Genomic DNA, 26,921 nt, shown 5'->3' on the forward strand with positions numbered 1-26,921 from the left:
CCCCCGGCGGGGTGGAGGGCGCCGGCGGCAGGTCGAGCCAGGGTTCGGCGCCGGTCAGGCGGGATTCAGCGATGACGGATTCGTCGGACACAGCCGATAGATAGCGACGTCGGGGCTGAAACGGAACGGGAACATGCTATATGCCGTTCGTGACGACCGCCGCCGTTCCCGCAACGCTTCCGCCGCTGTTCGCCGACTGGTTCGCCGGGCGCGGCTGGTCGCCCCGGCGTCATCAGCTGGAAATGGTCGCAGCAGGTCAGTCCGGCCGGCACGCCCTGCTGGTCGCGCCGACCGGCGGGGGCAAGACCTTGGCCGGCTTCCTGCCCAGCCTGATCGAGCTCGCCGAACGGGGGCCAAGGCCGCAGCACGGGCCGGGGTCGGGCGTGCATACCCTGTATCTGTCGCCGCTGAAGGCGCTGACCACCGACGTCGAACGCAATCTGACGACCCCGATCCGCGAGATCGGGCTGAACATCCACGTCGAGACCCGCACCGGCGACACGAAGCAGTCCAAACGCCAGCGTCAACGCGACTTCCCGCCCGACATCCTGCTGACCACGCCCGAACAGCTGGCCCTGTTCTGCGCCTGGGAAGGGGCGCGGTCCTATTTCGCCGACCTGAAATGCGTCGTTCTGGACGAGGTCCACGCCATTTGGAGCGGCAAACGGGGCGATCTGCTGTCGCTGGGACTGGGGCGGCTACAACAGTTTGCGCCGGGTATGCGGCGGGTCGGGCTGAGCGCGACGCTCGAAGATCCGGATCTGATCCGGGGGTGGCTGAGCTCCACCCCCGCCGTCGAGGATGTGGCCCTGCTCCGAGGCGATCCGGGCGCACCCGCCGTCATCGACGTGCTGATCTCCGAGGGCAAGGTCCCCTGGGCGGGCCACACCGGCCGCCACGCCATCCCGGAAGTCTACGCCGCCATCCAGCGCGCCGGCCTGGCGTTGATCTTCGTCAACACCCGCTGGCAGTCGGAGTTCGTCTTCCAGCAGCTATGGGCGATCAACGACGACAATCTGCCCATCGGCCTGCACCACGGCTCCCTGGCGGCCGAACAGAGGCGCAAGGTCGAGGCGGCGATGGCGCGCGGCGATCTGCGGGCCGTGGTCTGCACATCCACCCTCGATCTCGGGATCGACTGGGGCGACGTCGACCTGGTCATCCAGATGGCGGCGCCCAAGGGCTCCAGCCGTCTGGTCCAGCGGATCGGCCGCGCCAACCACCGGCTGGACGAACCGTCGCGCGCCCTTCTGGTGCCCGCCAGCCGGTTCGAGATGCTGGAATGCCAGGCGGCGCGCGAGGCGGTGGCCGACAACGCCTTCGACTGGGAGCCGATCCATATCGGCACCCTGGATGCGCTGGCCCAGCACGTCATGGGCGTCGCCTGTTCCGAGGCCTTCGACATGCAGGCCCTGTATGACGAGATCACCGGCTGCGGCCCCTATCGCGACCTGGCGTGGGAGCAGTTCGAGGAGGTGGTCGATTTCGTCGCCACCGGCGGATACGCGCTGCGCACCTATGATCGGTTCGCCCGCATCGTCCGCACCCTCGACGGCCGCTGGAAGGCCCGCACCAAGGACATTGCGCAGCGGCACAGGATGAATGTCGGCGCCATCGTCTCGGCCGGAACCCTGAACGTGCGGGTGGCCGGCCGTCGCGGCGGCGCCTCGCGCCAGCTGGTCGCCGGCCGCAAGGTGGGCGAGGCCGAGGAATGGTATTTCGAACAGCTGACGCCCGGCGACACCTTCCTGTTCGCGGGCCAGGTCTGGGCCTTCCAAGGCATCGTCGGAACCGACGCCCTGGTCAGCCACGCCAATGACAAGGAGCCCAAGATCCCCTCCTGGGGCGGGTCCAAGTTCCCGCTGTCCACCTCCCTGGCCGACCGGGTGCGAACCATGGTTCAGGACCCGGACCACTGGCGCGTCCTGCCGCCCGACGTGCAGGAATGGCTGGCGCTTCAGGCCGAGCGCTCGGCCATTCCCGACGCCGAGTCCATGCTGGTCGAGACCTTCCCGCGCGGCAGTCGGCATTTCCTGGTCGCCTATCCGTTCGAGGGCAATCTGGCCCACACCACGCTTTGCATGCTGTTGACGCGACGGCTGGACCGGCTGGGCGTCGGCCCCCTGGGCTTTGTCGTCACCGACTATTCGCTGGCGATCTGGTCGATCAAGCCGATGGACCAGATCGACCTGGGCGCCCTGTTCCAGTCCGACATGCTGGGCGACGACCTGGAGGCCTGGCTGGAGGAAAGCTTCATGATGAAGCGGTCCTTCCGCAATTGCGCCCTGATCTCGGGCCTGATCGAGCGCCGCCAGCCGGGCGCCGAGAAGACCGGGCGTCAGGTCACCTTCTCCACCGACCTGATCTACGACGTGCTGCGCCGCCACCAGCCCGACCATCTGCTGCTGAAGACCGCCCGCGCCGACGCCGCCTCGGGCCTGCTGGACGTGGCGCGCCTGGGCCAGATGTTGGCGCGGATCGAGGGCCGGATCCGGCATCAGGCCCTGACCCGTCCCTCGCCCTTCTGCGTGCCGGTTCTGGTCCAGATCGGGCGCGAGCGGGTGGGCGGCGACGCGGCCGAAATGATCCTGGATGAGAGCGCCGAACATCTGATCGCCGAAGTCATGGACGAGGACGCGCCATGAACGCCGCCCTGCGCCAGACCCTGTCCCCCGCGCGCAAGCCCTGCGGTTCGTTGCGCGTTCAGATCGCGGGCGAGACCTGCGTGCTGCGCTGTTCGGGCGCCCTGTGGCTCCCGGCCCATCGCGCCCTGATCGCCGCCGACCTGCACCTGGAGAAGGGTTCGGCCTTCGCCGCGCGCGGCCAGATGCTGCCGCCCTACGACAGCCGCGCCACCCTGGACCGGCTGGAGACCGAGATCGCCGACCTCGACCCCGGCCTTGTCGTGTTGTTGGGCGACAGCTTCCATGACGCCCGGGCCATCGGACGGATGGCGGATGAGGACCGGGCGCGGCTGGACCGGTTGGCGGGCGGCCGAAACTGGCTGTGGCTGGAAGGCAATCATGACCGCAAGGCCCTGGCCGACGACGCCCGGACCGAGGCGTCCCTGCCCGGCCGGGTCGTGGGCGACATGGCCCTGGGCGCCCTGCGCCTGACCCACGAGCCGGAGCCCCGAACGCCGGCGGACGACCGCCAGGGCGAGGTCGCCGGCCACCTGCACCCCGCCGCCCGCGTCGTCGCCTACGGCCGCGGCGTGCGTCGTCCCTGTTTCGTCACCGACGGATCGCGCCTGATCCTGCCCGCTTTCGGCGCCTTCACTGGCGGGCTGGACGTGCGCGACCCCGTCATCGCCGGCCTGTTTGCCACAGAGCCCCTGACGGCCGTCCTGGGCCGCGACAAGGTTCACGCCATCGCCTGGGATCGCCTGCCCTGATCTCTTCCGCCCAGCGCAGAAATTCGAGTCGGCGTTTACGGTCGGTTTTCCTGTGCCGCGTAACCTGGGTTCATGACTCTCAGAATGAGACCCAGCATGCAGGCGCAAGCGCAGCATTTCGATCCCGCCGCGACCGCCGACGCCGTCGTCGATTCAGGCGTTGATTCCGCCCCCCCCTTCTTCGCGCCCGTCGTCGCTTCTGACGTCACGGATCAGCTCGAAGCGGCGCGCGCCCTGGTCGAGAGCCGTTTTTCCGATGCGGGCGAACGCCTGGCCGGATCACTCGAAATGGTCGGCCGGCTGATCGAGGCCCTCGACCGGCTGGGTCTGACGCTGAACGTCGAATCGGTCTCGCACACCAGCAACGAGTTGCTGTCGACGGCGGAAAGCCTGAACGCCCTGCCCCTTACGCAGAAACGGCGGGTGGCGGATCTGGATCAGTTGAAGACCGCCGGCGCCCTGCTGGAGGCCGATATAGACGTTATGCGCACCACGCTGCGCTATCTGCGCGCCTTCGCCCTGAACGTGAAGATCACGGCCGGCGCGACCATCCGGGCCGCAGACGAGTTCGCCGGTTTCGCCGAGCGGATGTGTGAACAGTTGGACTTCGGCGTGTCCCAACTGGACCAACTGGCCGAGGAGCTTACGCGGCTCGCACGCCAACTGGACGGCGCCCTGACCTTCGAAGAGGGGCTGGGCGGCAAGTACAAGGAGCTGATTCCGGCGGTGCCGGACAAGCTGGCGCTCGACGCCGAGACGCTCCGCGTGAACCACGCCCGCATCGCCGAGGTCGCCGCCTCGGTCGCCGCCATCGCGCGCGACATCCAGATGAAGGTCGGCAAGGCCCTGATGGCCCTGCAGATCGGGGACATCACCCGCCAGCGGATCGAACACGTCCAGCTGGGCATCCAGGTCGCGGCCCGCACGGTTCGCGAGGCGGACCTGTCGCCCGAGGCGCGCGACCGGGCCGAACGCCGCCTGCTGCACATGGTCGCCGACCAGATGGCGGACATCGCCACCGATTTCGAGGCCGAAGCGGCCAAGGTCGTCCACAGCCTGTCCGGCATGGCCCAGGACACCAAACAGATCATGGTCATTCACGGCCTGTCCGACGGCGGGGGCGACCTGCGCGACCTCGAGATCAGTCTGGGTCGGGCCGGTCTGTTGATCGATGACGTCACAGCGGCCATGACCAACGCCCAGCGCATCAGCGGCGAGACCGTCTCGGCGGTCGAGGCCCTGGCCCGACGGGTGGACGCCATCCAGAAGGTCAAACGCGACATCCAGCAGATGGCGATCAACAGCAGCCTGCGCTGCAATCGTCTGGGGGAAATCGGCAAGCCCCTGAGCGTCATCGCCATCGAGCTGAGCAGCCACGCCAGCCATCTGGAAGACGCCGCCGATCAGACCCTGGGTTCCCTGACCGCCCTGGCCGGCCTGGCCAACGGGATGGAGACCACCCAACCCGGCGACGCGCACGTGGACGCCGGACGCCTGAACGGGGTGCAGAGCCAGTTGCGCCGCGCCGCCGACGTGGTCGAGAACGATCTGGTCGGTCTGGGCGCCCATGGCGAGGCCACGGCCCGGTCGCTGGCCCTGGCCGCCGACCAGCTGGGCCTGAAGGAAGACCTGGGCGACGCCCTGCACACCGCCGCCATCGCCCTGGCCGAGGCCGCCGGACCAGTGGTCGAGGACCTGACCGATATCGCCGGAGTGGTGGACGCCGCCATGACCGAGATCGGGCGCTGCTACACCATGGCGCGCGAGCGGACGGTCCACGCGGCCCATGCGGTCTTTACCGAGACCGACAAGACCGACGAGGCGACGACGACGGAAACAGCCGGTGAAACGGCCGCCGCCGAGGACGAATTCGACGACCTTCTGTTCTGATCCGGGCGGCGGTCGGGCGCGATAGGCGCAGGCCTCGCTCCGTCCGCCTGTCTGTGGGGCCGCCGGGCCGCCGTCAGCGAGACCGATCGACGTTCATGATCTCGCGGGCGATATGCTCCAGCGCCGTGACCTTCTGGGCGGCGCCGCGTGCAATGGCTTCCTTGGGCATGCCGAAGACGATCGAGGTCGCCTCGTCCTGCGCCACGGTGACGGCCCCGGCCTCCTTGAGCTCCAGCAGGCCGCGTGCGCCGTCATCGCCCATGCCGGTCATGATCACGCCCATGGCGTTGCGTCCGGCCGCCCGAGCGGCGGAGCGGAACAGGACGTCGACGGAGGGGCGGTGGCGCGACACGGGCGGCCCGTCCTTGATCGCCACCTGATAGCGGGCGCCGTGGCGTTCAAGCAGCATGTGCTTGTCGCCCGGTGCGATCAGGACGTGGCCGCGCAGGACCGGATCGCCGTTCTGGGCCTCCTTGACCTCGACCTCGCACAGGCTGTTGAGCCGTTTGGCGAAGGCGGCGGTGAAGCCCGCCGGCATGTGCTGGACGATGACGATGCCGGGCGCATTGGCCGGCAGCGCCTGCAACACCTCGCGCAGCGCCTCGGTCCCGCCTGTCGAGGCGCCCAGACAGGCCACCATCTCCGTCGTGCGCGCCATGGCGGCCCCGGTCGGGGGCGGCAGCATGGCGTCAGCCGTCAGCTTGGTTCCGGGATCCAGCGTTCGCGTCGTCGTTCGCCTTGCGCCCAGCCGGGCGCGCGCCGCAGCCTTGACCACATCGCGGATGCGATCCGCGCTCTCGGCCAGATGGTCCGCCGCCCCGATGCGCGGCTTCAGTATGATGTCGACCGCGCCGGCCTCCAGCGCCTGCATCAGGGTCTCGGATCCGGCCTCGGTCAGGGACGAGCACATGACGACCGGGATCGGCCGCTGGGCCATCAGCTTGCGCAGGAAGGTGATGCCGTCCATGCGCGGCATCTCGACGTCCAGGGTGATGACGTCGGGCACGTCCTCGGCGATGCGACGCGCGGCGACGAAGGGGTCGGAGGCCACGCCCATGACCTCGATGCCGGGGTCGGCGGACAGGACGTCGACCAGAGTCTGGCGCACACTGGCCGAGTCGTCGATGACCAGAACGCGGACCTTGGGCATGGGATCAGGTCTTTCGGAAAATGGTGTTGGCGACAGTCACCAGAGGCAGTTCGATGCCGGTGATGCTCTCGGAATGGCCGATAAACAGATAGCCGCCGCGCTTCAGCCGGTCGCACAGCCGTTTCAGAACCTTGGCCTGAGTCTGTTTATCGAAATAGATCATAACGTTACGACACATGATCATATCGAACGGATCGCCGACCGAATAGGTCTCATCCATCAGATTGACTCGCGCCAGCGACAGTTTCGCCCGCAGCGACGGATGGATGCGGCCCTCGCGCCGTCCGCTGTCGCGTGCGGTCATGACCCAGCGCCGCATTTCGGCGGGGACCGGGGTCAGCATCTCGTTCGGATAGACGCCGCGCAGCGCGGTTTCCAGCACATCGGTGGACAGGTCCGTGCCCAGGATCTGATAGTCGGGGCCGCCCTGTTCATCGGCGAATTTCTGCATGACCATGGCCATGGTGTAGGGCTCGGCGCCCATCGAACAGGCGGCGCTCCAGGCCCGGATCCGCCGCATCCCGGCCGCCTTGAACTCGGGCAGCACGTGGGACGTCATATAGTCGAAATGGCGGGGTTCGCGGAAGAAGTCGGTCTTGTTGGTCGTCACCGCGTCGATCAGGAAGACGGACTCGGCCTCGAGCCCGTCCTCCTTGAACAGATTGTCGCAATAGTCGTCGAAGGTCGCGTGGCCCGTGCTGCGCAGACGGCGGCGCAGCCGCCCCTCCAGCATGGTCCGCTTGGACGACGGCATCTTGATGCCGCTGTAGTCGTAGATATAGGCCGCCATCCGCTCGAAATTGCGGGCGCTGATCTGATCGACGGGAGGCGAGGACTGTTCCAGCGCGGCGTGGGACAAGGCGATGCTCTTTCTGAGAAACCGGCGGCGACCGTCAGGCCGCGCGATCGACGTCGGGGAAGGACGCCAGAGAGACGGTGTCGGTGCTGGACAGCAGTCGGGGCAGGTCGATCAGGACCACGAAGCCGTCCTCGCGCCGCACCACGCCCGAGATATAGTCCGAGCGCCACTTGATCCCGATGTCGGGCGACGGCTCGATCTGGTCGGCGCTGAAGACCGCCACCTCGAACACCCGGTCCGCCACCAGGCCCAGGCTGAGCACCCGGTCCTCCAGCGGAATGTCCAGCACCAGGATGCGGGTGTTCAGCGTCGGCTCGGTCGGCGCCATGCCCAGGCGGATCCGAAGATCCGCCGTGGGAACCCCCTGCCCCCGCACGTCCGTCAGGCCCAGAAGATAGTCCGGACTGTTGGGAATGCGCGAGGGCGCCTGATAGGTCAGGATCTCCCGCACCAGGCCGACCGGAGCGGCGAAGAGTTCGTCGCCCAGGCCGAAGGTCACATATTGCCCCTCAGAGGCGCCTTGCCCCTTGGCGGTTTCGGACATCAGGCGCTCTCCCGGAAGTCCATGTCCTCGTCGTCCGCGCCGCCGACCGCCATGTCCAGGGCGAAGCCCTTGGCGCGGGCCTGCTGGGCGTGGACGGCGGGCTTGGACGGCGCAGCCTTGGGCGTCGGGCGGGCCGCCGGCTTGGCCCGGGCCTTGAAGGTCGAGACCCGGGCCTGAGCACGGGCAGGGACTCTTTCGGCGTCGGTGCGGAAGAAGGCGATCGAGGTCTGCAGTTCCTCGGCCTGGGCCGCCAGTTCCTCGGAGGTGGCCGACATTTCCTCGGCCGCGCCGGCGTTCTGCTGGATCACCTTGTCCAGTTGCTGGATGGCCTCGTTGATCTGGCTGGCGCCGACGTCCTGCTCGCGGCAGGCGGCGCTGATCTCGGACACCAGTTCGGCGGTCTTGCGGATGTCCGGCACCAGGCGTTGCAGCATTTCGCCGGCTTCCTGGGCCGCCTTGACCGTATCGCCCGACACCGCGCCGATCTCGGCGGCGGCCGTCTGGCTGCGTTCGGCCAGCTTGCGCACTTCCGAGGCGACGACGGCGAAGCCCTTGCCGTGCTCCCCGGCGCGGGCGGCCTCGACCGCCGCGTTCAGGGCCAGCAGGTCGGTCTGGCGGGCGATCTCCTGCACGATGCCGATCTTGGCGACGATGGTGCGCATGGCCTCGACCGCGCGATGAACGGCCTCACCGCTGGTTTCCGCGTCCTTGGACGACTGACGCGAGATCTTCTCGGTCTGGGCCGCGTTGTCGGCGTTCTGCTTGATGTTGGCGGCCATCTCTTCCATCGAGGCCGAGGCCTGTTCGGCGGCGGCGGCCTGTTCGGTCGCGCCCTGGCTCATCTGTTCCGACGAAGACGACAGTTCCTGGCTGCCGGCCGAGACATTGTCCGCAGCCGCTAACGCGTCGCCGACCACGCTGCGGAGGCGTTCGATCATCCGGTTAAGGTCGCCCAGCATGTCGCCGATTTCGTCCCGACTGGTGACGACGACCGCCTGGGTCAGATCGCCTTCGGCGACGGCGCGAACGGCCTCAGTGGCGCGGATCAGTCCCTTCCGAACAATCAGTGTGATGCAGACACAACCGAAGACCGCAGCGAATAGAGCGAAGGCGCTGGCGACGATCAGCCCTACACGCGCTTCCTCAAACACCGCATTGGCGCCCTCCTCGGCCTGCGCCATCAGCGCCTTGTCCGTCGCGACGATGTTTTGGGCGGCGTCCTCGATCGCAGAAAGGCTGGCGCGCGCTTCGTTCAACATCAACGCCTTGGCGCCGACGTCGTCGCCGGCGAGCGCCAGCCTGTGAATTTCTTCGCTGATCGGCTTGTATTCTGACCAGGCGTTCGCCAGCGAAACCCACTCGGCCTTGGCGTCTGCCGATGCGGCCGCCTGGCCTTGAGCCAGCAGGTCTTCCAACATGCCTCGGCCCCGGCCTACCTCTTCGGAAAACTCACGCACCGCTTCAGGGTCGGTGGTCAGGAGCATGCCGCGCTCACGCCTCACATAGCTGCTGAACTCGGTCTGGATGCTCTGGGCCCGGCTCAGTTGGGCGGCCGGTCCGGCGACAACCTCATGGATGGCGGCGTGCAGAGACGAAAGATGACTGAGGGAAACGCCGACTAAAACGGCGATCGCCGCGATCAGCACCCCGAACGTCAGGATCAACTTGGCCTTGATGGTGAAACGCATAGCCTATCTCCCGAAAAATCGATCATGACGAGCGACGGACGCCACTGGCGAGCGTGCACCCTGGTGCAGATTGCAGACAGCCGAACATCCGAGGGCGGTCAGGACGAAAGCCAGCGCCATCTGAATGACGAGCGAGCCATCGACCGGGAAAGTCGACCCTCGGAGGCTCGCAACATCACGAACCTCGACAGCCACATCCACTGGTATGCGTATTCTCATATCTCGTCCCATCCCCACGGCGCGCTAAAACACAACCCGAACGCACCATCCAGGGATATGGTTAAACCGACTTCAAACGCCTGATAGGGAGTTGTACCTAGAGATAAGCCTCTAAGATTGGTGAATTTTTTTGATCAACGAAGGTCGAACCGCAGCCCGCCAGCCATGCACTTTCAGGTCGTTCCGCCACAGAATCTCACCCCGCCTGAAACACATCTACGGGTCGCAACACGCAGCAGATCATGGAATTTCACAGCAAGCCCACGTCCGAATTCCCGCTACGATCCGTCGGACTGACGAGACGGTCCAGGCGGCCCGGAAGCCGGTTCCGGCATTGGGGCGGAGATGGCTCTTATGTGCTTTCTACAGACCGAAAAGGATTGGGGAGGGGTGCGGCCATTATCTCCCCGTTAACCATCCTCCCGGCATTTTCTGCCCAGTGATTTGCGGGAGCGTGGGCCGATGAACGGCGCGGAAGTTCTGGATGTAGGGCGCGACGCCATCTGGCTGACGATCCAGCTGTGCCTGCCGGTCCTGCTGGTCGGCCTGGTCGTCGGCGTGGTCATCGGCCTGTTCCAGGCCCTGACGCAGATCCAGGAACAGACCCTGATCTATGCGCCCAAGATCATCGCCATCTTCGTGTCCCTGTTGCTGTTCCTGCCGCTGATGGGCGCCCTGCTGGGCGGGTTCATGCGCCAGATCGCGGCGCGCATCGCGGGCATGTAGTGGAGGCTTACGCCACCGCGGATCAGGTCTGGGCCGGGGGGCTGATCTTCGCCCGCATCGGCGCGATCCTGATGCTGATCCCCGGCTTCGGGGAAACCTATGTGCCGCCGCGCATCCGCCTGTCGCTGGCCCTGCTGATCAGCCTGGCGCTGTGGCCTGTGGTGCGCGACAGCCTGCCGGGCCTGCCCGAGACCCTGGGCGGCATGGCCGGGTGGGTGATCCGCGAGGTGGTGGTCGGCCTGATGATCGGCATGCTGCTGCGCATGTTCCTGACGTCACTGATGACGGCGGGCGAGATCGTCTCGCTGCAGACCACCCTCAGCTTCGCCCAGACGGCCAATCCGCTACAGGCCCAGCCGGGGTCGACGGTCGGTTCGTTCCTGCTGCTGTTCGGGGTGACGCTGATCTTCGCCACCGACACCCACCACCTGTTCATCGCCGGCATGGTCGGTTCCTACAGTCTGATCGCCCCGGCCAAGCCCCTGATCATGGGGGATTTCACCGAGATGGCGGTGCGGACCCTGGGCGATAGTTTCCTGCTGGGGGTGCAGTTGGCGGCGCCGGTTCTGGTGTTCGCCCTGATCTTCAACCTGGCCTCGGGCCTGATCGCGCGGGTCATGCCGTCGTTTCAGGTCTATTTCGCCGCCGCGCCTCTGAGCGTCATCCTGGGCCTGTCGATCTTCGCGCTCAGCCTGGGCGCCCTGGGCACCGTCTTCATCGACCGCTACCGCCGCCTCGCCGAGGTGTTCGCGGCCGGCGCCTTCGGGGGAGGGGCGGGTGGCTGACGACACCGATCCCGAGTCGAAAACAGAAGACGCCACCCCCCGAAAACTCGAGGACGCCCGAAAGAAGGGCGACGTCGCCAAGTCTCAGGACGTCGGCCAGGTGCTGTCCCTGGCCGGGGCGGCGGCGGTGATCCTGGGCGCCGGGGGCTGGTTCGCCGGGTCGATGGCGCAACAGCTGCTGCCCTTTATCGCGGCCCCTCACCAGATGCTGGGGATGCTGGATTCGGGGGCGGGGGCTCAGATTCTGGCCCAGGCTCTTTGGGCCATGACCCCCTTCCTGGGAGCGGTCATGCTGGCGACCATCATCGGCGGGGCGGGCGGACACCTGGCCCAGTCCGGCCTGATCTTCACCGCCGAAAAGCTGAAGCCGAAATGGTCGTCGGTGAACCCGATGTCGGGGTTCAAGCGCATCTTCGGCCCCGACGGCCTGATGCAGTTCGTCAAGACCTTCCTGAAGCTGATCGCCGTCTGCGTCGTCTGCTGGATGGTGCTGAAGCCCCATGTCCGCGAGTTCGAGAACATGGTCACCCTGAGCCCGGCCGCCCTGCTGCCGCTGGCGCGGGACATGGCCCTGGCCCTGTTCGTGGCGGCCATCATCCTGTTGGGGGCGACGGCCGGAGCCGACTTCATCTGGCAGAAGATGCGCTTCGCCAAGCGGATGCGGATGACCAAGGAAGAACTGAAGGAAGACTACAAACAGTCCGAGGGCGATCCCCACATCAAGGCCAAGCTGAAGCAGATCCGCATGCAGCGCAGCCGCCAGCGGATGATGGCCAATGTGCCCAAGGCCACGGTCATCGTGACCAACCCGACCCACTATTCGGTGGCCCTGCGCTACGAACCCAGCGAGGGCGACGGGGCGCCGGTCTGTGTGGCCAAGGGGGTCGACGCCCTGGCCATGCGTATCCGTGAAGTCGCCAAGGAACATGGCGTGCCGATCGTCGAGAACGTCCCTCTGGCCCGCGCCCTTTACGCCTCGGTCGAGATCGACGCCGTCATTCCCAAGGAACATTTCGAGGCCGCCGCCAAGATCATCGGCTTCGTGTTCCAGTCCCGCAAACGTCGGTAAGACCCCCGTAAGGCTTGGCGCCGGATTTGGGGGTATGATCAGACCACTGATTCGCGAGGCCGCATGAAGCCCAACCGTCGCCTTCCGTTCGACCTGCTCTCCGTTGCGACGGCGTTCGGCGTGGTCGTGGCCGTCGCGGCCCTGGCCTATCCGGCCTTCAAGGCCAATCCGATGTCGGGGCCGGGCATGATCCTGATCGTCACGGCGGGTCTGATCGCCCTGATCGGCCTGTTCGGTTTCCGCCGCGCCGAGACGGTCAAGCCGTCCAGCGACGTGGCCGTGGACATGCTGGACGCCATGGCGGAGCCGGCGGCCCTGGTGTGGGAGACGGGCCAGGTCCTGGCCTTCAACGGCGCCTGGGCCCAGTCCAACGGCACGACCACCGCCCTGCCCCGCGGCAAGTCGGCCCAGGCCCTGTACATGGCCTTCGCCCAGGCGCGCCGGGGCGAGCCGGGCCACGCCATCGTCCAGATCGGCGACCGCGAGGTCGAGGTGGTGATCGGCAAGGCCGGCCCCGACCGGTATCTGATGCGGGTCGCGCCCGAAGCCGTCCTGCCCCTGCCCGTGGCGACGGCTCCGGCGAACGGCGCGGCGACGGGCGAATCCCGCGCCATGGCGGCCGGCGCTCCCTTCGGCTCGGCCGTGATCGACGGCCCCGACCTGTTCGCCGGCCGGGCGCAGGAGGCCAACGCCGCCCTGGCCGTGCTGACCGGCCCCAACGCCGCGCGCGACGCCGCCTTCGGCCATCTGTTCGACCCGACGGGCGTGGCCGAGGCGCGGGTCAAGCTGGCGGCCGGGTCGTCCGGCCCCATCGAACTGGTCGCCCGCGCCTATCCCGACAAGATGCTGCACCTCTATGTGGCGCCAGAGGGCGAACAGAAGCGCATCTGGCTGTTCGACGTCTCGGCGCAGAAGTCGATGGAGCTGCAGCTGTCGCAGGCCCAGAAGATGCAGGCCGTGGGCCAGCTGGCCGGCGGCGTGGCCCACGACTTCAACAATCTGCTGACGGCCATCCAGTTGCAGCTGTCGGGCCTGCTGGAGCGGCATCCGGTCGGCGACCCCTCCTATGAGGGGCTGAACGAGATCCGCCAGACCGCCATTCGCGCCGCCGACCTGGTGCGCAAGCTGCTGGCCTTCTCGCGCAAGTCCACGGTGCGGCGCGAACGGCTGGATCTGGGCGAGCTGGTCGGGGAGTTCGCCATCCTGCTGCGGCGCCTGCTGCGCGAGGACGTTCGGCTGGAGACCGACTACGGCCGCGACCTGCCGGTGGTCCTGGCCGACAAGAGCCAGCTCGAGACCGCCGTCATGAATCTGGCCGTCAACGCCCGCGACGCCATGCGCGGCGTGGTCGAGCCGGGCGACGCGGTCGTCACCATCACCACCCGCCGTCTGACCGCCCAGCAGGCGCGCGAGATGGGCTGGCCCGACGCCCCCACCGATGAGGTCGCCCTGATCGAGGTGTCGGACACCGGCCCCGGCGTGCCGCCTGAACTGGTGGACAAGATCTTCGAACCCTTCTTCACCACCAAGGCGGTGAACGAGGGCACGGGCATGGGCCTTGCCACCGTCTACGGCATCGCCCAGCAGGCCGGCGGCCATATCTCGGTCAGCAATATCGAGGGCCCTCACGGCATGAGCATGGGCGCGGCCTTCCGCATCTTCCTGCCGGCCGCCGGCGAAGCCGAACTGGCCGAGGTTCAGCCGGTCGAGGTCAAGGTCAAGGCGCCGCGCGACCTGTCGGGCGCCGGCCGCATCCTGTTCGTCGAGGACGAGGACGCGGTCCGCGGCATCGCCGCCCGCCTGCTGCGCCAGCGCGGCTATGAGGTGATCGAGGCCGCCGACGGCGAGGAGGCCCTGATCCTGGCCGAGGAATACGCCGGTCAGATCGACATGATGATCTCCGACGTCATCATGCCCGGCTTGGACGGCCCATCCCTGCTGAAGAAGGCGCGCAAATACCTGGGCGACGCCCCGGTCATGTTCATCTCAGGCTATGCCGAAAGCGACTTCTCGGACCTGCTGCAGGACGAGGTCGGGGTCTCCTTCCTGCCCAAGCCTCTGGACATCAAGACCCTGGCGGAACGGGTGAAGCAGGAACTGCACGCGGGCTGAATCCACGTCGCGGTTCAAAACGGCCGTTCAGGCGGCCCTGCGCGCGGCGGAGGGGGATTTCACATACAGGCCCTTGCGGCCGGTGACGGGGCGGAAGGCGACGGTCTCGCCTTCCAGCCGTTCATCCATGCCCAGGAACAGGCAGCCGTCGTCGACCAGGCGGCGTTCCAGCCCGTCCAGCACGCGGGCGCGGCGCGAGGGCTCCATGTCCCCGAGCACGTAGCGGCAGAAGATGACGTCGAAACGGGCCTCGTCGGTCGGCTCGTCCAGCAGGTTGGCGCGTCCGAAACGGACGGTGTCGGCCAGTTCGGCGCGGACGCGCCAGTTGTCCTCGGCCGGCTCGAACCAGCGCAGCATGGTCTTGGCGGTCAGACCGCGCTGGATCTCGAAGCCGGTATAGAGGCCTGAACGCGCCTTCTCGATCGCACGCTGCGACAGGTCGGTGGCCGTCAGATCCAGCGGAACGCCGATGTCCAGCCCCGCCATGGCGATCGACCAGGCCTCCTGGCCCGTCGAACATCCGGCGGACCAGACCTTGACCCGGCCGTTCGGCCGGGCGCGCGACAGGGCCGGCAGAAGCTCCTTCTCCAGCACGGTGAACGGGGTGCGATCGCGACGGAACCAGGTTTCGGCGTTCAGCAGGGCCTCGATCACAGCCCAGCCCAGGGAGGCGACCGGATTGGCCCAGAGATTCGTCAGCAGGGCCTCGACATTGGCGTAGCCTTCACGACGCGCGATCGGTCCCAGCCGGTGTTCGGCCAGGTGAATGCGATCCCGCGCCAGCCGATAACCGGCGCGGGTGGCCAATAGCCCCTGAAGCTTGTCGAAGTCCTCGGGTGTCATGCCGCGATCGCGCCGACCTCCATCAGCTTGGACTGAAGAATTTCGCCGTCAAAAGGTTTCATGACATAGTCGTCGGCGCCGGCGGCCAGGGCCTCGGCGATCCGCTCAGGCCGGGTTTCGATGGTGCAGAACAACACCTTCGGAACCTCTCCTCCGGGCGAGGCGCGCAGGCGGCGCAAGAAGGTCAGCCCGTCCATCACCGGCATGTTCCAGTCGATCAGCAGCACGTCGGGCATGACGCCTGAGCAATAGGCCAGGGCCTCGGCGCCGTCCGCAGCCTCGTCGACCTCGTAGCCGAGGCCCTCTACGATCCGGCGGGCGACCTTGCGAATGATCCGGCTGTCATCGACGATGAGGCAGGTTTTGAAATCCAAGACGGGCTCCCCGGCGCCGGACCTTCAGCAGAAGTCACGCGTCGTAGCAGCATCGCCCGATTCCAGTTAACGAGTCGTTGGGAAAGCCTCACACGGGCATTCGCGCGACCAGGACGACGCGGCCGTCCTCGACCGTCACATGCAGCGAGCCGCCGGCCTCGACCACGGTCAGCCATAGCCAGTAGGGCTGGATCCACTGCCCCGCCAGCCCTTCGATCAGGCGCTCGCCGGCCAGGCCCGTGACCGCTTCCGGCTTCAGCCGGGCGCGGGCGCCCTCGGCGAATCCCTCGATGAACAGGAAGCCGTTCTCGACGCGCGACTGGATCACCGCATCGCCCCCCATCGGCAGGGCGCCGACGGTGAGATAGGCCAGATTGGTCAGGGCGCGCGCCTGGGGCTTGGAAAACTCGCCCTCGTGGATGCGCCAGTCCAGCGAGGCGCGCCCGCCCTCGGTCAGACCCGTGACCAGCGACTGGAGCTCGCGTGCGGTGAACCGTTCGCTGGTCGTCGCCGCGCCGAAGGCGACGCGGGCGAAATGGACCAGGGCGACCATCTTGCGGGCGCTCTGTTCGATCAGGGACAGGGCGTCCTCGCGCATGTCTTGGGCCGAAGGATCGCGCATGAGATCCAGGCCCGAGACGATCGCGCCCGACGGGCTGATGAAGTCGTGGCACAGTTTGGCGGCGACATAGGTGGCCAGTTCGATTCCGTCGACAGGCAGGTCCAGCGGGGCTTTGGCGGCGTCGGTCGAATTCATGGAGGCCAGCATACTCTCGTCGGCGTTCAGGTCACAGTTCATGTCGTGCGCGAAGCTGACGTGATTTGCCGGTTCATGGAACCGCCGCAATGGTCTATCGAGCCCATAATGACGACCTCCCCCACGAACACCCTGGCCCTCGACCTGGAGTCCGGCGCCCTGGCCCTGGCCATCGCCGAGATCGCCGAAGAGGCCGCGCGCCTGATCCTGCCCTACTGGCGCAGCAACACCGCCGTCGAGACCAAGTCGGACGACAGTCCCGTCACCCAGGCCGACCGCGCCGCCGAGGCCCTGATTCTCGAACGGCTGGCCGCCCTCTATCCCGGCGTCCAGACGGTGGCCGAAGAAGCGGTGGCCGCGAACGGCGCCCCGGCCTCGGCCGAGGACTGGTTCTGGCTGATCGACCCGCTGGACGGCACCAAGGGGTTCGTGCGCGGCGGCGAGGCCTTCACCGTCAACATCGCCCTGATGCACGCGGGCTATCCCGTCGCGGGCGTGGTCACGGCTCCGGCGACGGCCACGACCTGGCGCACGGACACGCCGGGCGGCGGCGCCTTCCGTCGCCAGTACGGCGAGCAGCAGGAGGGCGAGGCCCACGCCGGCGCCGAATGGCGGCCAATCAAGGTCCGCGACCGCCCGCAGGAGGGCATGGCCCTGCTGAGCCACAGCGTCACCGATGAAGAGGCCGCGCGTCTGGCCGCCCGCCACGGCTGCACCCGCTGGCAGGGCACGGATTCCTCGCTGAAATTCTGCCTGATCGCCGAGGGCCGCTTCGACGCCTATCCGCGCTCCGGCCCGACCTCGGAATGGGACACGGCGGCCGGTCAGGCCGTGCTGGAAGCCGCCGGCGGCCGCGTCCTGGCCGACGACGGCCAGCGCCTGGCCTACGGCAAGCCCAAATTCCTCAACGGCCCCTTCGTCGCCATGGGCGGCTGAGGCCGTTCCCGCCACGCTTCATCGTGTGGCGGGGACCTCACCGGCGGCCGCTACAGCGCGCGCCGTCGATGCAAGCGCCCGTTCAAGATCCTCCTTCGTCATCGACGTACAATAGGCTGGCGCTCCACGCTCGAAGCGCCAGCCTTCCGAAAGCGCGCCGGCATCCACGGCGTCGAAACCGAATTCGTCGTAGAGTCTGATAGCGATAGCCTTGGCTTCGGCGTCGTCGCTTGCGACCGGCAAGGCGCGTCGATCAGGCGCTCCTGCGGGTCTCCCGTCCCTTTCCAGTTCGTTCATTGGTATGGCGTTGAACGCCTTGACGATGCGCGATTGTGGAAGGTGTCGTGCCAGCAACTCGCTCGTCGTCGTTTTCTCGTCATCCAGTTCCTGAATCCGGCCGTCGCGTTCGACATAATAATTGTTCGTATCGATGACGACCTTGCCCACAAGCGGCGCAACAGGGGTCGTGCGATAGGCCGTCAGTGGAATGGCGACGATGACAACCTCGCCGAATGCGACGGCGTCATCGACCGTGCCGACTTCGCAACCGACGCCGTACCGCAGGCTGAATAGGGTTTCGGGGCCGCGCGAGTTGCTGAGCATGACCTGATGGCCGGCCTGAACCGCCAGCTTCCCGACGACCCGCCCGACGAAGCCCGCGCCGATGATGCCGATTTTCATGACTGTCTCTCCTGAGTGAGCCAGCAGATTTAATTGCCATTCATATCGCCATAAATATCCATTAGTAGACGACATTGACAACCAAATGAGATCAATCAATGGACCGGCTCACCAGTATGGCGGTCTTCGTCAAGTCTGCCGATCTCGGCTCTTTCGCCGCCGCCGCCGAGGCGATGGGAATGTCTCCACAGATGGTCGCCAAACACGTGGTGTTTTTGGAGGATCGTCTCGGAGCCGCCCTTCTCCACCGGACGACCCGGAGGCAGAGCCTGACGGACGTGGGGCGGGCCTATTATGATCGCTGCAAGCTTGTGCTGGCGGAGGCTGAAGCCGCCGACACGATTGCGCAGGACATGCGCTCCCAGCCCAAGGGCGTCCTAAGGGTCAACGCCCCGATGACGTTCGGCTCCTTCACTCTCGCCCCCTTCATCACGCGCTATCTTGCGCGATACCCCGATATGCAGATCGACCTCACGCTCAACGACCGATTTGTCGATCCTCTCGAAGAGGGTTTCGATGTGATGGTTCGGATCGGCGCCGTGGGGGACAGCAGCCTCATCGCCCATCCGTTGGCGCCTTACCGGTTGATCGCCTGCGCCTCGCCGACCTACCTCGCCCGTCGTGGCGCGCCCGAGACGCCTGCTGATTTGGAACGGCATGATTGCCTTGCCTACGCCTACTGGTCTCCTTCAATCCCTTGCCGTTGGCTGTTCACTCGCAATGGCCGAGACGAAGAAATCAAGGCGAGCGGACGGATGCGAAGCAACGACTGGAAGGCGTTGCTGCACGCCGCGATCGAGGGTTACGGCGTGACGCTCGGACCGGAGAGCGTGATGAAGGCGGAAATCGACTCTGGCCGGCTTGTCCGTGTCCTACCCGAGTACGAGGGGCCGGTGCGGCCCATGCATGTTCTCTATCCGGCCGGACGGCGCCCTACAGTCAATGTTCGCAGTTTCGTCGAGGCTTTGACGGAAGAATTCCGCCCTTGATGACGGCGCCTAAAGCCCCGCCTTCCACAGCAGCATCCCGGCCCGGTCGGCCAGGGCCGGCACGCCCAGTTCGCGCGCGGTCAGGACGGCTTCGTTCAGGATCAGGTGCAGGTGGGCGGGCGCAGGGCCGCCCAGGCGATGACGGGCCAGGGCCAGTTCGGCCAGACCGATCTGGTCGGCGGCCCAGTCCAGCGGCGCAGCGGCGGCGAGCCGGTCGCGCAGGCGGGCCTCCATCAGCTCCAGCCCTGCCAGGTCGCGCACAGCCTCGGCCAGGGCGATCTCGCGCGATACGCGGCGTTCGCGCACCAGGGCGCCGATGATCAGGCCGCGGCCCTGGGTCAGGGCCTCGGCCTGGTTCAACAGCATCAGGGGCGTGGCGTCGTCGCCGGCGCGCAGCACCTGAATGACGGCCCAGTCCAGCGGGCTGTGGTCGGGCGTGAACTGATCGGCGGCGGCGTCGAACATCATCCGTCCCTGGGCCAGGGCCTCGGCATGATCGGCGACGGAGGCCAGGGCCGAAAGACCCGCGCCGCACAGGGCCAGGGCGCGAGCGCGCGTCAGGGGGCGATAGTCGGGCGAGGAGTTCTCGACCAGGGCGCCGAGATCGCGTCCGGCCTGGTCCAGCAGGCGGGCGTCCCGCTTGATCACCCCGGTCTCCAGCGCCAGTCCCGCCCGATCCAGCCGCAGTTCGACGTCGTTCGCCCCCGCCTCGTGCAGGGCCAGGTCCATCAGGGCGGCGGCGTCCATCAGGGCGGCGGGGTCGCCGGACAGACGGGCCTTGCGTGTCTTGAGCCGGGCATGGATCGAGGACAGCTCGCCTGCGGCATGGGACCGACGCGGCCGCCCGGCGGCGTCGAGCGCGGTCAGGGCGCGATCCAGGTGAATCGGATCGCCGCACAGATCGAAGCGCAGCATCAGGGCCTGGGCCTTGTCGATCGCGGCCCGCGCCGCCCGATCCTCGCCCACGGCGGCGCGCACCAGGCTGTCGGCGCAACGGTCGGCGCGGTCCAGGCTGTCGACGGCGCCGCTGCGGCGGGCGTGTTCGCGCCACAGGGCGGCGGCGCGACTCTCGGTCTCGAACGGGCGGGCGCAGGAGACACGACCGGCGTCGGTGGTTTCGCGCCGCGCCTCAGCCGCCAGCAGATCGACGCCGATCAGCTCGACCCAGCCCAGATCCTCGCTCTCGCGGGCCTGGGCGAACAGCTTGCGAAGGTCTCGGCCGAACTCGAACATGCGATGGACGCCTCTAAATCCCGCTTCGGGACGACCAATGCGTCCCCCTGGGGTTCCAATGCAAACGCGACGCCGCCAAGGGGGTTCAGCCTGGCCTTAAGGATGATTTCGTCAATTCAGATCGGGGGTTTTCTGACGACAGCGCTGCAGGGCGGCGCGGGCCTCGGAGGCGTCGGCGTTCAGCCGACGCACGGCCTCGATCCGGGCGCGGGGCTGGTCGGCCTCGGCCGCGCGCGAGGGCTTGCCGGCGGCGGTCGCGGCCTGCATGGCCGCCAGCGACCAGAACAGGGCGGCGTCGTACAGGCGTCTGCCCTCCGCGCTTTCGCCGCCTTCCAGTTCGGACGCGGCCTGGGTCAGGCCGGCGCAGCGCACCGCCTCCTCGTAGGAGACGAGGCCGACGTTCGGCGCGTGCTGAAGCAGCAGACTGGCGATGGTCAGCAGGACCAACATGGGAAGGCTCCATAGACGTCCCCCCGGACATCGCCGACATCAGATCACGTTCCGACGACGGGGAGAAGATCGAACCCGGGCGGGAATTGGACAGGATTGCGAATAACTGCCGCGCTGAGCTCAAACCCTGTATGCTGCTATGCAGCAAACGGCCGGAACCCGGTTTTCGGTCTCGGCAAGACCCGCAATGGATCGTCATGCTCTACGCCTTTCATGAACTCGCCTATCAGTCGGCCCTGCCGTTTAGGGTCGGGGCCCAGATGGCCCGGCGCTTCTGGACCTCGCCGTTCAATCCGGCGGCGGACACGGCGGTCGGACGCACCGCCTACGCCTCGGCCGAACTGTTCGAGAGCGTCACCCGGCGCTACGGCAAACCGGACTGGAAGCTGGAAGCCATCGAGATCGCCGGCAAGCCGGTGCGCACCGTCGAACAGGTGATCTGGCAGAGCCCCTGGTGCCGCCTGGTCCGGTTCGCCCGCAATATCGGCGACCTGAAACGGGCCGGAAAGCCGGCCTCCGGCCCCGCCGTCCTGGTCGTCGCGCCCCTGTCGGGCCACTACGCCACCCTGCTGCGCGGCACGGTCGAGGCCTTTCTTCAGGACCACGACGTCTATGTGACCGACTGGATCAACGCCCGCCAGGTGCCGTTGCTGGAAGGCCGGTTCGATTTCTTCGACTATATCGACCACGTCCGGCGGATGCTGGCCGAGATCGGCGGCCGGGCCCATGTGGTCGGGGTCTGCCAGCCGGGGCCGCCCGTGCTGGCCGCCTGCGCCATGATGGCCGAGGACGGCGACGAGAACCGCCCCCTCTCCATGACCTTCATGGGCTCGCCCATCGACGCCCGGCTGTCGCCGACCGTGACCAACCAGTTGGCGGAGGAAAAGCCCTTCACCTGGTTCCGGTCGAACATGATCCACACCGTGCCCCTGCCCTATGCGGGGTTCGGGCGGCGGGTCTATCCGGGCTTCGTCCAGCTCTACAGCTTCATGTCGATGAACGAAGAGCGCCATCGCGACGCCCACTGGGACTATTTCAACAGCCTGATCGACGGCGACGGCGACGGGGTCGAGAAGCACGAGGAATTCTACGACGAATATCTGTCGGTGCTGGACCTGACCGAGGAATTCTACCTCCAGACCATCGACATCGTCTTCCAGCAGCATCTGCTGGCGCGCGGCCTGCTGGAGCATCGCGGACGCAAGGTCGATCTGACGAAGATCACCGACATCGGCCTGATGACGGTCGAGGGTGAGAAGGACGACATCTCCGGCGTCGGCCAGACCCAGGCGGCCCACGGCCTGTGCCCCAACATCCCCGAGGACCGACGGGTGCTGTACGTCCAGCCCAACGTGGGCCATTACGGCGTCTTCAACGGTCGTCGCTTCCGTGACGAGATCTATCCCCGCGTCCGCGATTTCATCGCCCAGAACGAGGCCCTCGGTGGCGTATCGCAACGGTCAGCGTCTGCCGCTTGACGACGGGGGCTTGGGCTCCGGTTCCGGCCCCACACTGAGACTGTCGGTCAATCCCCGCGCCCGGCGTCTGTCGGTGCGGATCGATGCTCGCGCGGGCGAGGCGGTGGTGATCGCCCCGACCGAGCGCGGCCTGGCCCAGGCCGTGGCCTTCGCCCGTTCGAAAAGCGTCTGGATCTCCGAACGCCTGGCGGTGCGGCCCAAGGGCCGACCGCTGGAGCCCGGCCAGGTCATCTCATTGCGCGGCCGCCCGGTCCGCCTGGAGGCGACGCCCGGCGCCGGCGCAGCCCGCCTGGTCGAGGACGGAACCGTCATCCGCTCGGGCGGCGAGGGCGAGGCCTACGCCCGCCGGGTCGAGAACCTGCTGAAGCGCGAGGCGCGCAGCACGCTGTTGGACCGCACCGACCATCACCTGCGCGCCCTGGGCCAGGCGCCGGTCACGGTCTCCATCGCCGACACCCGATCCCGCTGGGGCTCGTGCAGCCCGCACAACCGCACCATCCGCTATTCCTGGCGCGTCATCATGGCCCCGCCGCCGGTCATCGACTATCTGGCCGCCCACGAGGTCGCCCACCTGGTCCACGCCGACCACAGCCCGGCCTACTGGTCGGTCGTCGAACGCCTGGTCGGCGACCACAAGCCCTGGCGCAAATGGCTGAAGGACTACGGCGCCGCGCTTCATGCGGTAGGGCGATAAAGATCGATTCCTCCCCCTTGGGGGAGGTGGATCGGCGCGTAGCGCCGAGACGGAGGGGGCAAGAGAGCGTCGCTAAGGCGGCGCCTTCACAAACAGCGAGCCTGTGTCGCCCCCTCGACCCCCGCGCGAAGAGCACGGCGGTCCCCCTCCCCCAACGGGGGAGGAATGATGCGGACACGTTCATCCTTCAGCCCTCAGATCCGCCGCGCGGGCGTGGGCTTCGAGGCCCTCCATCCGGGCCAGGCGGGCGGCGATGGGGGCCAGGGCGCGGGCGCCGGCCTCGGTGACCAGCTGGACCGACATGGTGGTCATGAAGCTGGCGGTGGTGACGCCGCCCAGGGTGCGGGCGCCGCCGTCGGTCGGCAGGACGTGGCTGGGGCCGGCGGCGTAGTCGCCCAGGGTCTCGGCGGCGAACCGGCCGACGAAGACGGCGCCGGCGGCCTTGATCGAGTCCACCAGGGGGTCGGGATCGTCGATCTGGATCGCCAGGTGTTCGGGGCCATAGAGGTTGGCCACCTCTGCGGCGGCGTCGAGGTCGCGGACCAGGATGGCGCGGGCCTCGTTCAGCGAGGCGCGGGCGATGGCTTCGCGCGGCAGGGTGGCGACCTGGGTCTCAACCTCCGACAGGATGTAGTCGATGGTGGCGCGGCTGGTGGAGACCAGGATGACCTGGGCGTCGGCGTCGTGTTCGGCCTGGCTCAGCAGGTCGGCGGCGGCGATCTCGGGCGCGGCGTCGCGGTCGACGATGACCATCAGTTCGGACGGGCCGGCGGGCATGTCGACGGCGGGGCCGCCCGGAAGAGCGGACGCCTGTTTCTTGGCCTCGGCCACATAGGCGTTGCCGGGGCCGAACAGCTTGTCGCAGGCGGGGATGATCCCGTCCTCCAGCGCGACGCCGAAGGTCAGGGCGGCGATGGCCTGGGCCCCGCCCATCAGCCAGATCGCGTCCAGTTCCGCCTCGGCGGCGGCCAGGATCATGGCGGGGTGGACGCCGCCGGACTTGTCAGGCGGGGTCACGGCGACGCGCTGGCCCACGCCCGCGACGCCGGCCGGGATGGCCAGCATCAGCAGGGACGAGAACAGGGGGGCGGTGCCGCCGGGGATGTAGAGACCGGCCGAGGCGATGGGACGCCAGGCCAGTTTCGAGCGCACGCCGGGGGTGGTCTCGATGAAGGGGGTGTCCTCCGGCTTGGTCGCCTGGTGGAAGACGCGCACATTCTCGGCCGCCATGCGCAGGGCGCGCACGTCGCCGGGGGGCAGGGCGTTGCGGGCCTCGGCCACGGCCTCGGGCGTGATGGCGATACGGCGGGGCGGGGCCTTGTCCAGTTTCAGGCACCAGTCGGTGACGGCCGCGCCGCCACGTGCGCGCACGTCGTCCAGGATAGTGCGGACCACGTCCGTAACGTCGCCGGCGGTGCGCTGGGCCGGGCGGGCCAGGGCCGCCCGTTTCCCGGCAGCGTCGAGGGAAGACCAGTCGATCAGCTTCATCACATCATCTTCTCGATGGGCAGGACCAGGATGGCCGAGGCGCCGGCGGCCTTCAGCTTCTCCAGCGTCTCCCAGAAGACGGCCTCCTGGCAGACGGCGTGGACGGCGACCGCGTCGTCGCGACCCGACAGGGGCATGACGGTGGGCGAACCGGCGCCGGGCAGGATGGCGGTGATCTCATCCAGCGCCGAACGCGGGGCGTTCAGCATGACGTATTTCGCGCCTTGCGAGGACACCACGCCGGACATCCGCTCGATGACGCTGTCCAGCAGGTGCTGCAGGCCGGGCTCGGGGGCGACGGGCGACTGGATCAGTACGGCCTGGCTTTCCAGCACCGTCTCCTTGGCGCCCAGGCCGTTGGCCTCCAGCGTCGCGCCGGTCGAGACCAGGTCGCAGATGGCGGCGGCCAGCTTCAGTCGGGGGGCGACTTCGACGGCGCCGCGCATGACGACGATGTCCGCCTTTACGCCCCGCTCGTCCAGGAAGCGGCGCAGGATCTTGGGATAGGAGGTGGCGATGCGCAGCCCGTCCAGAGAGGCCGGGCCGTCATAGGCCAGGGTCGGCGGGGTGGCGATCTTCAGGGTGCAGCGGCCGAAGCCCAGGGGCATGACCACGGAGGCGTTGGGTCCGCCGTTGCGGCCTTCCTCCAGCACGTTCTCGCCGACGATCCCCAGGTCGCAGACGCCGTCGGCCACGAAGGTGGGGATGTCGTCGTCGCGGACGCGCAGCAGGTCGATCGGATAATTCTCGACCCGATAGAGCAGGTCGTTGTGGCCCTTGACCCATTTCAGACCCGCGTCGCGGATCAGGTCGAGGCTGCGGTCGGCCAGACGGCCGGATTTCTGGACGGCGATGCGAAGCCGGCCCTGGGCGGTGCTCATGTTCGGATACTCAGTTCGTGTTCTTCAGGCGGTCCAGGGCGAGGCGGTAGCCCTGGTGCGGCATGTCTTTGAGATAGCGGGCGACGCGGACGACGGTGGTGGGGCTGGCGTGGGCCTCGGCCGCGATCTCGCGATAGGATTTGCCGCCGGCGTCGAGCAGGCGCGCCACCTGCCAGCGCTCGGCGAAGGCGCGCAGTTCCGCCGGGGTGCACAGATCGGCCAGAAAGGCGTCCATCTCGGCGCGCGTCTGCATCGACAGCAGGGCGTCATGGAGGGCGTCGTGGGCGGGCGGGGTCGTTATGACCGTCCCACTATGCTGTAACTGTGGAACGGTCAAGGGGTGTGAATCGCGAGTCGTGACTCGTGATTGGGCGCGCGCGGGCTCCAGTCACGATTCACGATTCACCATTCACGACTTACGCCCGCCCGCGCGCCGCTCTATCTGTCCGCCCATGACCAAGATCCTGATCATCGGCGCCGGCCACGCCGGCGGCTCCGTCGCGGCCTTTCTGCGGCAATACGGCCATGACGGCCCCATCGTGCTGATCGGTGAGGAGGATGCGCCGCCGTATCAGCGGCCGCCCCTGTCCAAGGCCTGGCTGAAGGGCGAGGCGGATCTGGAGACGCTGCTGCTGCGGCCGCTGAGCTTCTATGAGGAGCAGGGGATCGAGTTCCGGCCGTCGACGGTCGCCGTGTCGGTGGATCCGGAGGCGAAGACGGTCGCCTTCCATGACGGATCGAGCGAGACCTATGACGTCCTGGTGCTGGCGACGGGATCGACGGCGCGGAAACTGCCGGTTCCGGGCGGGGATCATCCCGATCTGCTGGAGTTGCGGACGCTGAAGGACGCGGAACGGCTGAAGGCCGTGCTGGGACCGGGCAAGCGGCTGGCGGTGGTCGGCGGCGGCTATGTGGGGCTGGAGGCGGCGGCTTCGGCCCGGGCCCTAGGCGCCGAGGCGGTGGTGATCGAACGGGCGCCGCGCGTGCTGGCCCGGGTGGCGTCGGAGACCCTGTCGGCCTTCTTCACCGCCCAGCATCGGGCGCATGGGGTCGAGATCCTGACCGGGGCCGAGGTGGTCGCAGTCGCCCATGATGGCGTGACCCTGGCGGACGGATCGGTGGTGCAAGCGGATGCTGTGCTGGTCGGCGTGGGCGCCCTGGCCTGCGAAAGCCTGGCGCGGTCGGCGGGCCTGCGCTGCGACGACGGGGTGGTGGTGGACGATCAGGCGCGGACCAGCGACCCGGCCATCTTCGCCGTCGGCGACATGACGCGGCGGCCGATCCCGGTTCACGGCGGGGTCTCGCACCGGCTGGAGAGCGTGCCCAATGCGCTGGAACAGGCGAAGCAGGCGGCGGCGGCCATCGTCGGGCGGCCGGGACCGGCGCCTGAGGTTCCGTGGTTCTGGTCCGATCAGTACGACTTCAAGCTTCAGATCGCCGGCCTGCCGTTCGACGCGGACAGTCAGGTGGTGCGGGGCGACCCGACGGCGGGGGGCTTTGCCGTGTTTCACCTGAGCGGCGACCGGGTGGTCTGCGTCGAGGCGGTCAATGCGCCGCCGGAGTTCATGGCGGGCAAGCAGTTGATCGGCAAGGCGACGCCGGTGGGTGTGGGGAAGCTGGCGGATCAGGGGGGGGCGGTGAAGGGCGGGGGGGGGGGCTCTTTTACACATCTCCCAGCCCC

At 68.0% G+C, this 26,921-nt stretch carries 25 protein-coding genes; 12 read left to right on the forward strand and 13 right to left on the reverse strand.

Annotation, left to right across the window (positions count from 1 at the left end; genetic code table 11):
- The first annotated feature begins 140 nt into the window (after positions 1-140).
- From ER13_RS07460 to ER13_RS07470, 3 genes are all read left to right on the forward strand, one after another.
- The gene (locus ER13_RS07460; protein WP_035308065.1) at positions 141-2,645 is read left to right on the forward strand and encodes a ligase-associated DNA damage response DEXH box helicase; all 2,505 of its coding nucleotides are present in this window, start codon (positions 141-143) and stop codon (positions 2,643-2,645) included.
- The gene (pdeM, locus tag ER13_RS07465; protein ID WP_035308068.1) at positions 2,642-3,394 is read left to right on the forward strand and encodes a ligase-associated DNA damage response endonuclease PdeM; all 753 of its coding nucleotides are present in this window, start codon (positions 2,642-2,644) and stop codon (positions 3,392-3,394) included. The genes ER13_RS07460 and pdeM overlap by 4 nt, the downstream gene beginning before the upstream one ends.
- Before the next feature lie 96 nt (positions 3,395-3,490).
- Positions 3,491-5,284: a hypothetical protein gene (locus ER13_RS07470; RefSeq protein WP_008259388.1), complete on the forward strand. Its 1,794-nt coding sequence runs from the start codon at positions 3,491-3,493 to the stop codon at positions 5,282-5,284.
- A 73-nt stretch (positions 5,285-5,357) separates the two neighbouring features.
- Here ER13_RS07470 and ER13_RS07475 read toward each other — a convergent pair whose 3' ends face one another.
- The 4 genes from ER13_RS07475 to ER13_RS07490 are packed head-to-tail and all read right to left on the reverse strand — an operon-like array spanning position 5,358 to position 9,525.
- A complete protein-coding gene (locus ER13_RS07475; RefSeq protein ID WP_008262249.1) occupies positions 5,358-6,434 on the reverse strand; it encodes a chemotaxis response regulator protein-glutamate methylesterase in 1,077 nt (358 codons plus the stop codon).
- Positions 6,435-6,438: 4 nt separating this feature from the next.
- On the reverse strand, positions 6,439-7,293 hold the full coding sequence (locus tag ER13_RS07480) for a protein-glutamate O-methyltransferase CheR (protein ID WP_035308071.1): 855 nt from the start codon (positions 7,291-7,293) through the stop codon (positions 6,439-6,441).
- A 34-nt stretch (positions 7,294-7,327) separates the two neighbouring features.
- A complete protein-coding gene (locus tag ER13_RS07485) occupies positions 7,328-7,837 on the reverse strand; it encodes a chemotaxis protein CheW (protein ID WP_035308074.1) in 510 nt (169 codons plus the stop codon).
- Positions 7,837-9,525 carry a methyl-accepting chemotaxis protein gene (locus ER13_RS07490; protein ID WP_035308076.1) on the reverse strand — a complete coding sequence of 563 codons (1,689 nt, stop codon included), beginning with the start codon at positions 9,523-9,525 and terminating at the stop codon, positions 7,837-7,839. The genes ER13_RS07485 and ER13_RS07490 overlap by 1 nt, the downstream gene beginning before the upstream one ends.
- 681 nt (positions 9,526-10,206) lie before the next feature.
- Between ER13_RS07490 and fliQ the strand changes: the two genes are divergently transcribed.
- From fliQ to cckA, 4 genes are all read left to right on the forward strand, one after another.
- Positions 10,207-10,470 (forward strand): flagellar biosynthesis protein FliQ, encoded by a 264-nt coding sequence (gene fliQ / locus ER13_RS07495; protein ID WP_008258892.1) that lies wholly within the window; start codon positions 10,207-10,209, stop codon positions 10,468-10,470.
- The gene (gene fliR / locus ER13_RS07500) at positions 10,470-11,255 is read left to right on the forward strand and encodes a flagellar biosynthetic protein FliR (protein WP_035308077.1); all 786 of its coding nucleotides are present in this window, start codon (positions 10,470-10,472) and stop codon (positions 11,253-11,255) included. Before fliQ ends, fliR begins: the two co-directional genes overlap by 1 nt.
- Positions 11,248-12,324, forward strand: a complete 1,077-nt coding sequence (gene flhB, locus ER13_RS07505) for a flagellar biosynthesis protein FlhB (RefSeq protein ID WP_008262919.1) — start codon at positions 11,248-11,250, stop codon at positions 12,322-12,324. Before fliR ends, flhB begins: the two co-directional genes overlap by 8 nt.
- A gap of 63 nt (positions 12,325-12,387) precedes the next feature.
- A complete protein-coding gene (cckA, locus tag ER13_RS07510; RefSeq protein WP_035308079.1) occupies positions 12,388-14,436 on the forward strand; it encodes a cell cycle histidine kinase CckA in 2,049 nt (682 codons plus the stop codon).
- 27 nt (positions 14,437-14,463) lie between these two features.
- Here cckA and ER13_RS07515 read toward each other — a convergent pair whose 3' ends face one another.
- The 3 genes from ER13_RS07515 to chpT all read right to left on the reverse strand — a co-directional run bounded on the left by ER13_RS07515 (position 14,464) and on the right by chpT (position 16,452).
- Positions 14,464-15,279: a protein-glutamate O-methyltransferase CheR gene (locus ER13_RS07515; protein ID WP_008259147.1), complete on the reverse strand. Its 816-nt coding sequence runs from the start codon at positions 15,277-15,279 to the stop codon at positions 14,464-14,466.
- Positions 15,276-15,653, reverse strand: coding sequence for a response regulator (locus tag ER13_RS07520; protein WP_008263303.1), 378 nt, complete (start codon positions 15,651-15,653; stop codon positions 15,276-15,278). Before ER13_RS07520 ends, ER13_RS07515 begins: the two co-directional genes overlap by 4 nt.
- A gap of 88 nt (positions 15,654-15,741) precedes the next feature.
- Positions 15,742-16,452 carry a histidine phosphotransferase ChpT gene (gene chpT, locus ER13_RS07525; RefSeq protein WP_008259610.1) on the reverse strand — a complete coding sequence of 237 codons (711 nt, stop codon included), beginning with the start codon at positions 16,450-16,452 and terminating at the stop codon, positions 15,742-15,744.
- A 66-nt stretch (positions 16,453-16,518) separates the two neighbouring features.
- Here chpT and cysQ point away from each other — a divergent pair, with 66 nt between their 5' ends.
- Complete coding sequence (cysQ, locus tag ER13_RS07530; RefSeq protein ID WP_008260259.1) at positions 16,519-17,346, forward strand: 3'(2'),5'-bisphosphate nucleotidase CysQ; 828 nt, start codon at positions 16,519-16,521, stop codon at positions 17,344-17,346.
- Between the two features lie 18 nt (positions 17,347-17,364).
- Here the strand turns inward: cysQ and ER13_RS07535 are convergent, their stop codons facing one another.
- Complete coding sequence (locus ER13_RS07535) at positions 17,365-18,027, reverse strand: NADPH-dependent F420 reductase (protein ID WP_008262493.1); 663 nt, start codon at positions 18,025-18,027, stop codon at positions 17,365-17,367.
- Positions 18,028-18,125: 98 nt separating this feature from the next.
- Between ER13_RS07535 and ER13_RS07540 the strand changes: the two genes are divergently transcribed.
- Positions 18,126-19,016, forward strand: coding sequence for a LysR family transcriptional regulator (locus ER13_RS07540; protein ID WP_035308081.1), 891 nt, complete (start codon positions 18,126-18,128; stop codon positions 19,014-19,016).
- Between the two features lie 9 nt (positions 19,017-19,025).
- On the opposite strand, the gene ER13_RS07545 is transcribed toward ER13_RS07540, so the two are convergent.
- Both ER13_RS07545 and ER13_RS07550 read right to left on the reverse strand, forming a co-directional pair.
- The gene (locus ER13_RS07545) at positions 19,026-20,249 is read right to left on the reverse strand and encodes a hypothetical protein (RefSeq protein ID WP_035308083.1); all 1,224 of its coding nucleotides are present in this window, start codon (positions 20,247-20,249) and stop codon (positions 19,026-19,028) included.
- 111 nt (positions 20,250-20,360) lie between these two features.
- The gene (locus tag ER13_RS07550; protein WP_035308085.1) at positions 20,361-20,699 is read right to left on the reverse strand and encodes a hypothetical protein; all 339 of its coding nucleotides are present in this window, start codon (positions 20,697-20,699) and stop codon (positions 20,361-20,363) included.
- A 197-nt stretch (positions 20,700-20,896) separates the two neighbouring features.
- Here ER13_RS07550 and ER13_RS07555 point away from each other — a divergent pair, with 197 nt between their 5' ends.
- Together ER13_RS07555 and ER13_RS07560 are read left to right on the forward strand one after the other, a co-directional pair.
- On the forward strand, positions 20,897-22,177 hold the full coding sequence (locus ER13_RS07555) for a polyhydroxyalkanoate depolymerase (RefSeq protein ID WP_035308086.1): 1,281 nt from the start codon (positions 20,897-20,899) through the stop codon (positions 22,175-22,177).
- Positions 22,143-22,871, forward strand: coding sequence for a M48 family metallopeptidase (locus ER13_RS07560; RefSeq protein ID WP_008258663.1), 729 nt, complete (start codon positions 22,143-22,145; stop codon positions 22,869-22,871). Before ER13_RS07555 ends, ER13_RS07560 begins: the two co-directional genes overlap by 35 nt.
- Before the next feature lie 180 nt (positions 22,872-23,051).
- Here the strand turns inward: ER13_RS07560 and hisD are convergent, their stop codons facing one another.
- From hisD to ER13_RS07575, 3 genes are read right to left on the reverse strand one after another with little or no spacing between them, the layout of a single operon-like run.
- Positions 23,052-24,359, reverse strand: coding sequence for a histidinol dehydrogenase (gene hisD, locus ER13_RS07565; RefSeq protein WP_035308088.1), 1,308 nt, complete (start codon positions 24,357-24,359; stop codon positions 23,052-23,054).
- On the reverse strand, positions 24,359-25,240 hold the full coding sequence (hisG, locus tag ER13_RS07570; RefSeq protein WP_008262146.1) for an ATP phosphoribosyltransferase: 882 nt from the start codon (positions 25,238-25,240) through the stop codon (positions 24,359-24,361). The genes hisD and hisG overlap by 1 nt, the downstream gene beginning before the upstream one ends.
- A 10-nt stretch (positions 25,241-25,250) precedes the next feature.
- Positions 25,251-25,541, reverse strand: a complete 291-nt coding sequence (locus tag ER13_RS07575) for a YerC/YecD family TrpR-related protein (RefSeq protein WP_035308092.1) — start codon at positions 25,539-25,541, stop codon at positions 25,251-25,253.
- A gap of 151 nt (positions 25,542-25,692) precedes the next feature.
- Between ER13_RS07575 and ER13_RS07580 the strand changes: the two genes are divergently transcribed.
- Positions 25,693-26,921, forward strand: a 1,229-nt coding sequence (locus ER13_RS07580; protein WP_081836169.1) for an NAD(P)/FAD-dependent oxidoreductase, incomplete at its 3' end; no start/stop codon positions are given.

It is taken from the genome of Brevundimonas sp. EAKA, from assembly GCF_000698025.1.
GTDB classification, from domain to species: domain Bacteria; phylum Pseudomonadota; class Alphaproteobacteria; order Caulobacterales; family Caulobacteraceae; genus Brevundimonas; species Brevundimonas mediterranea_A.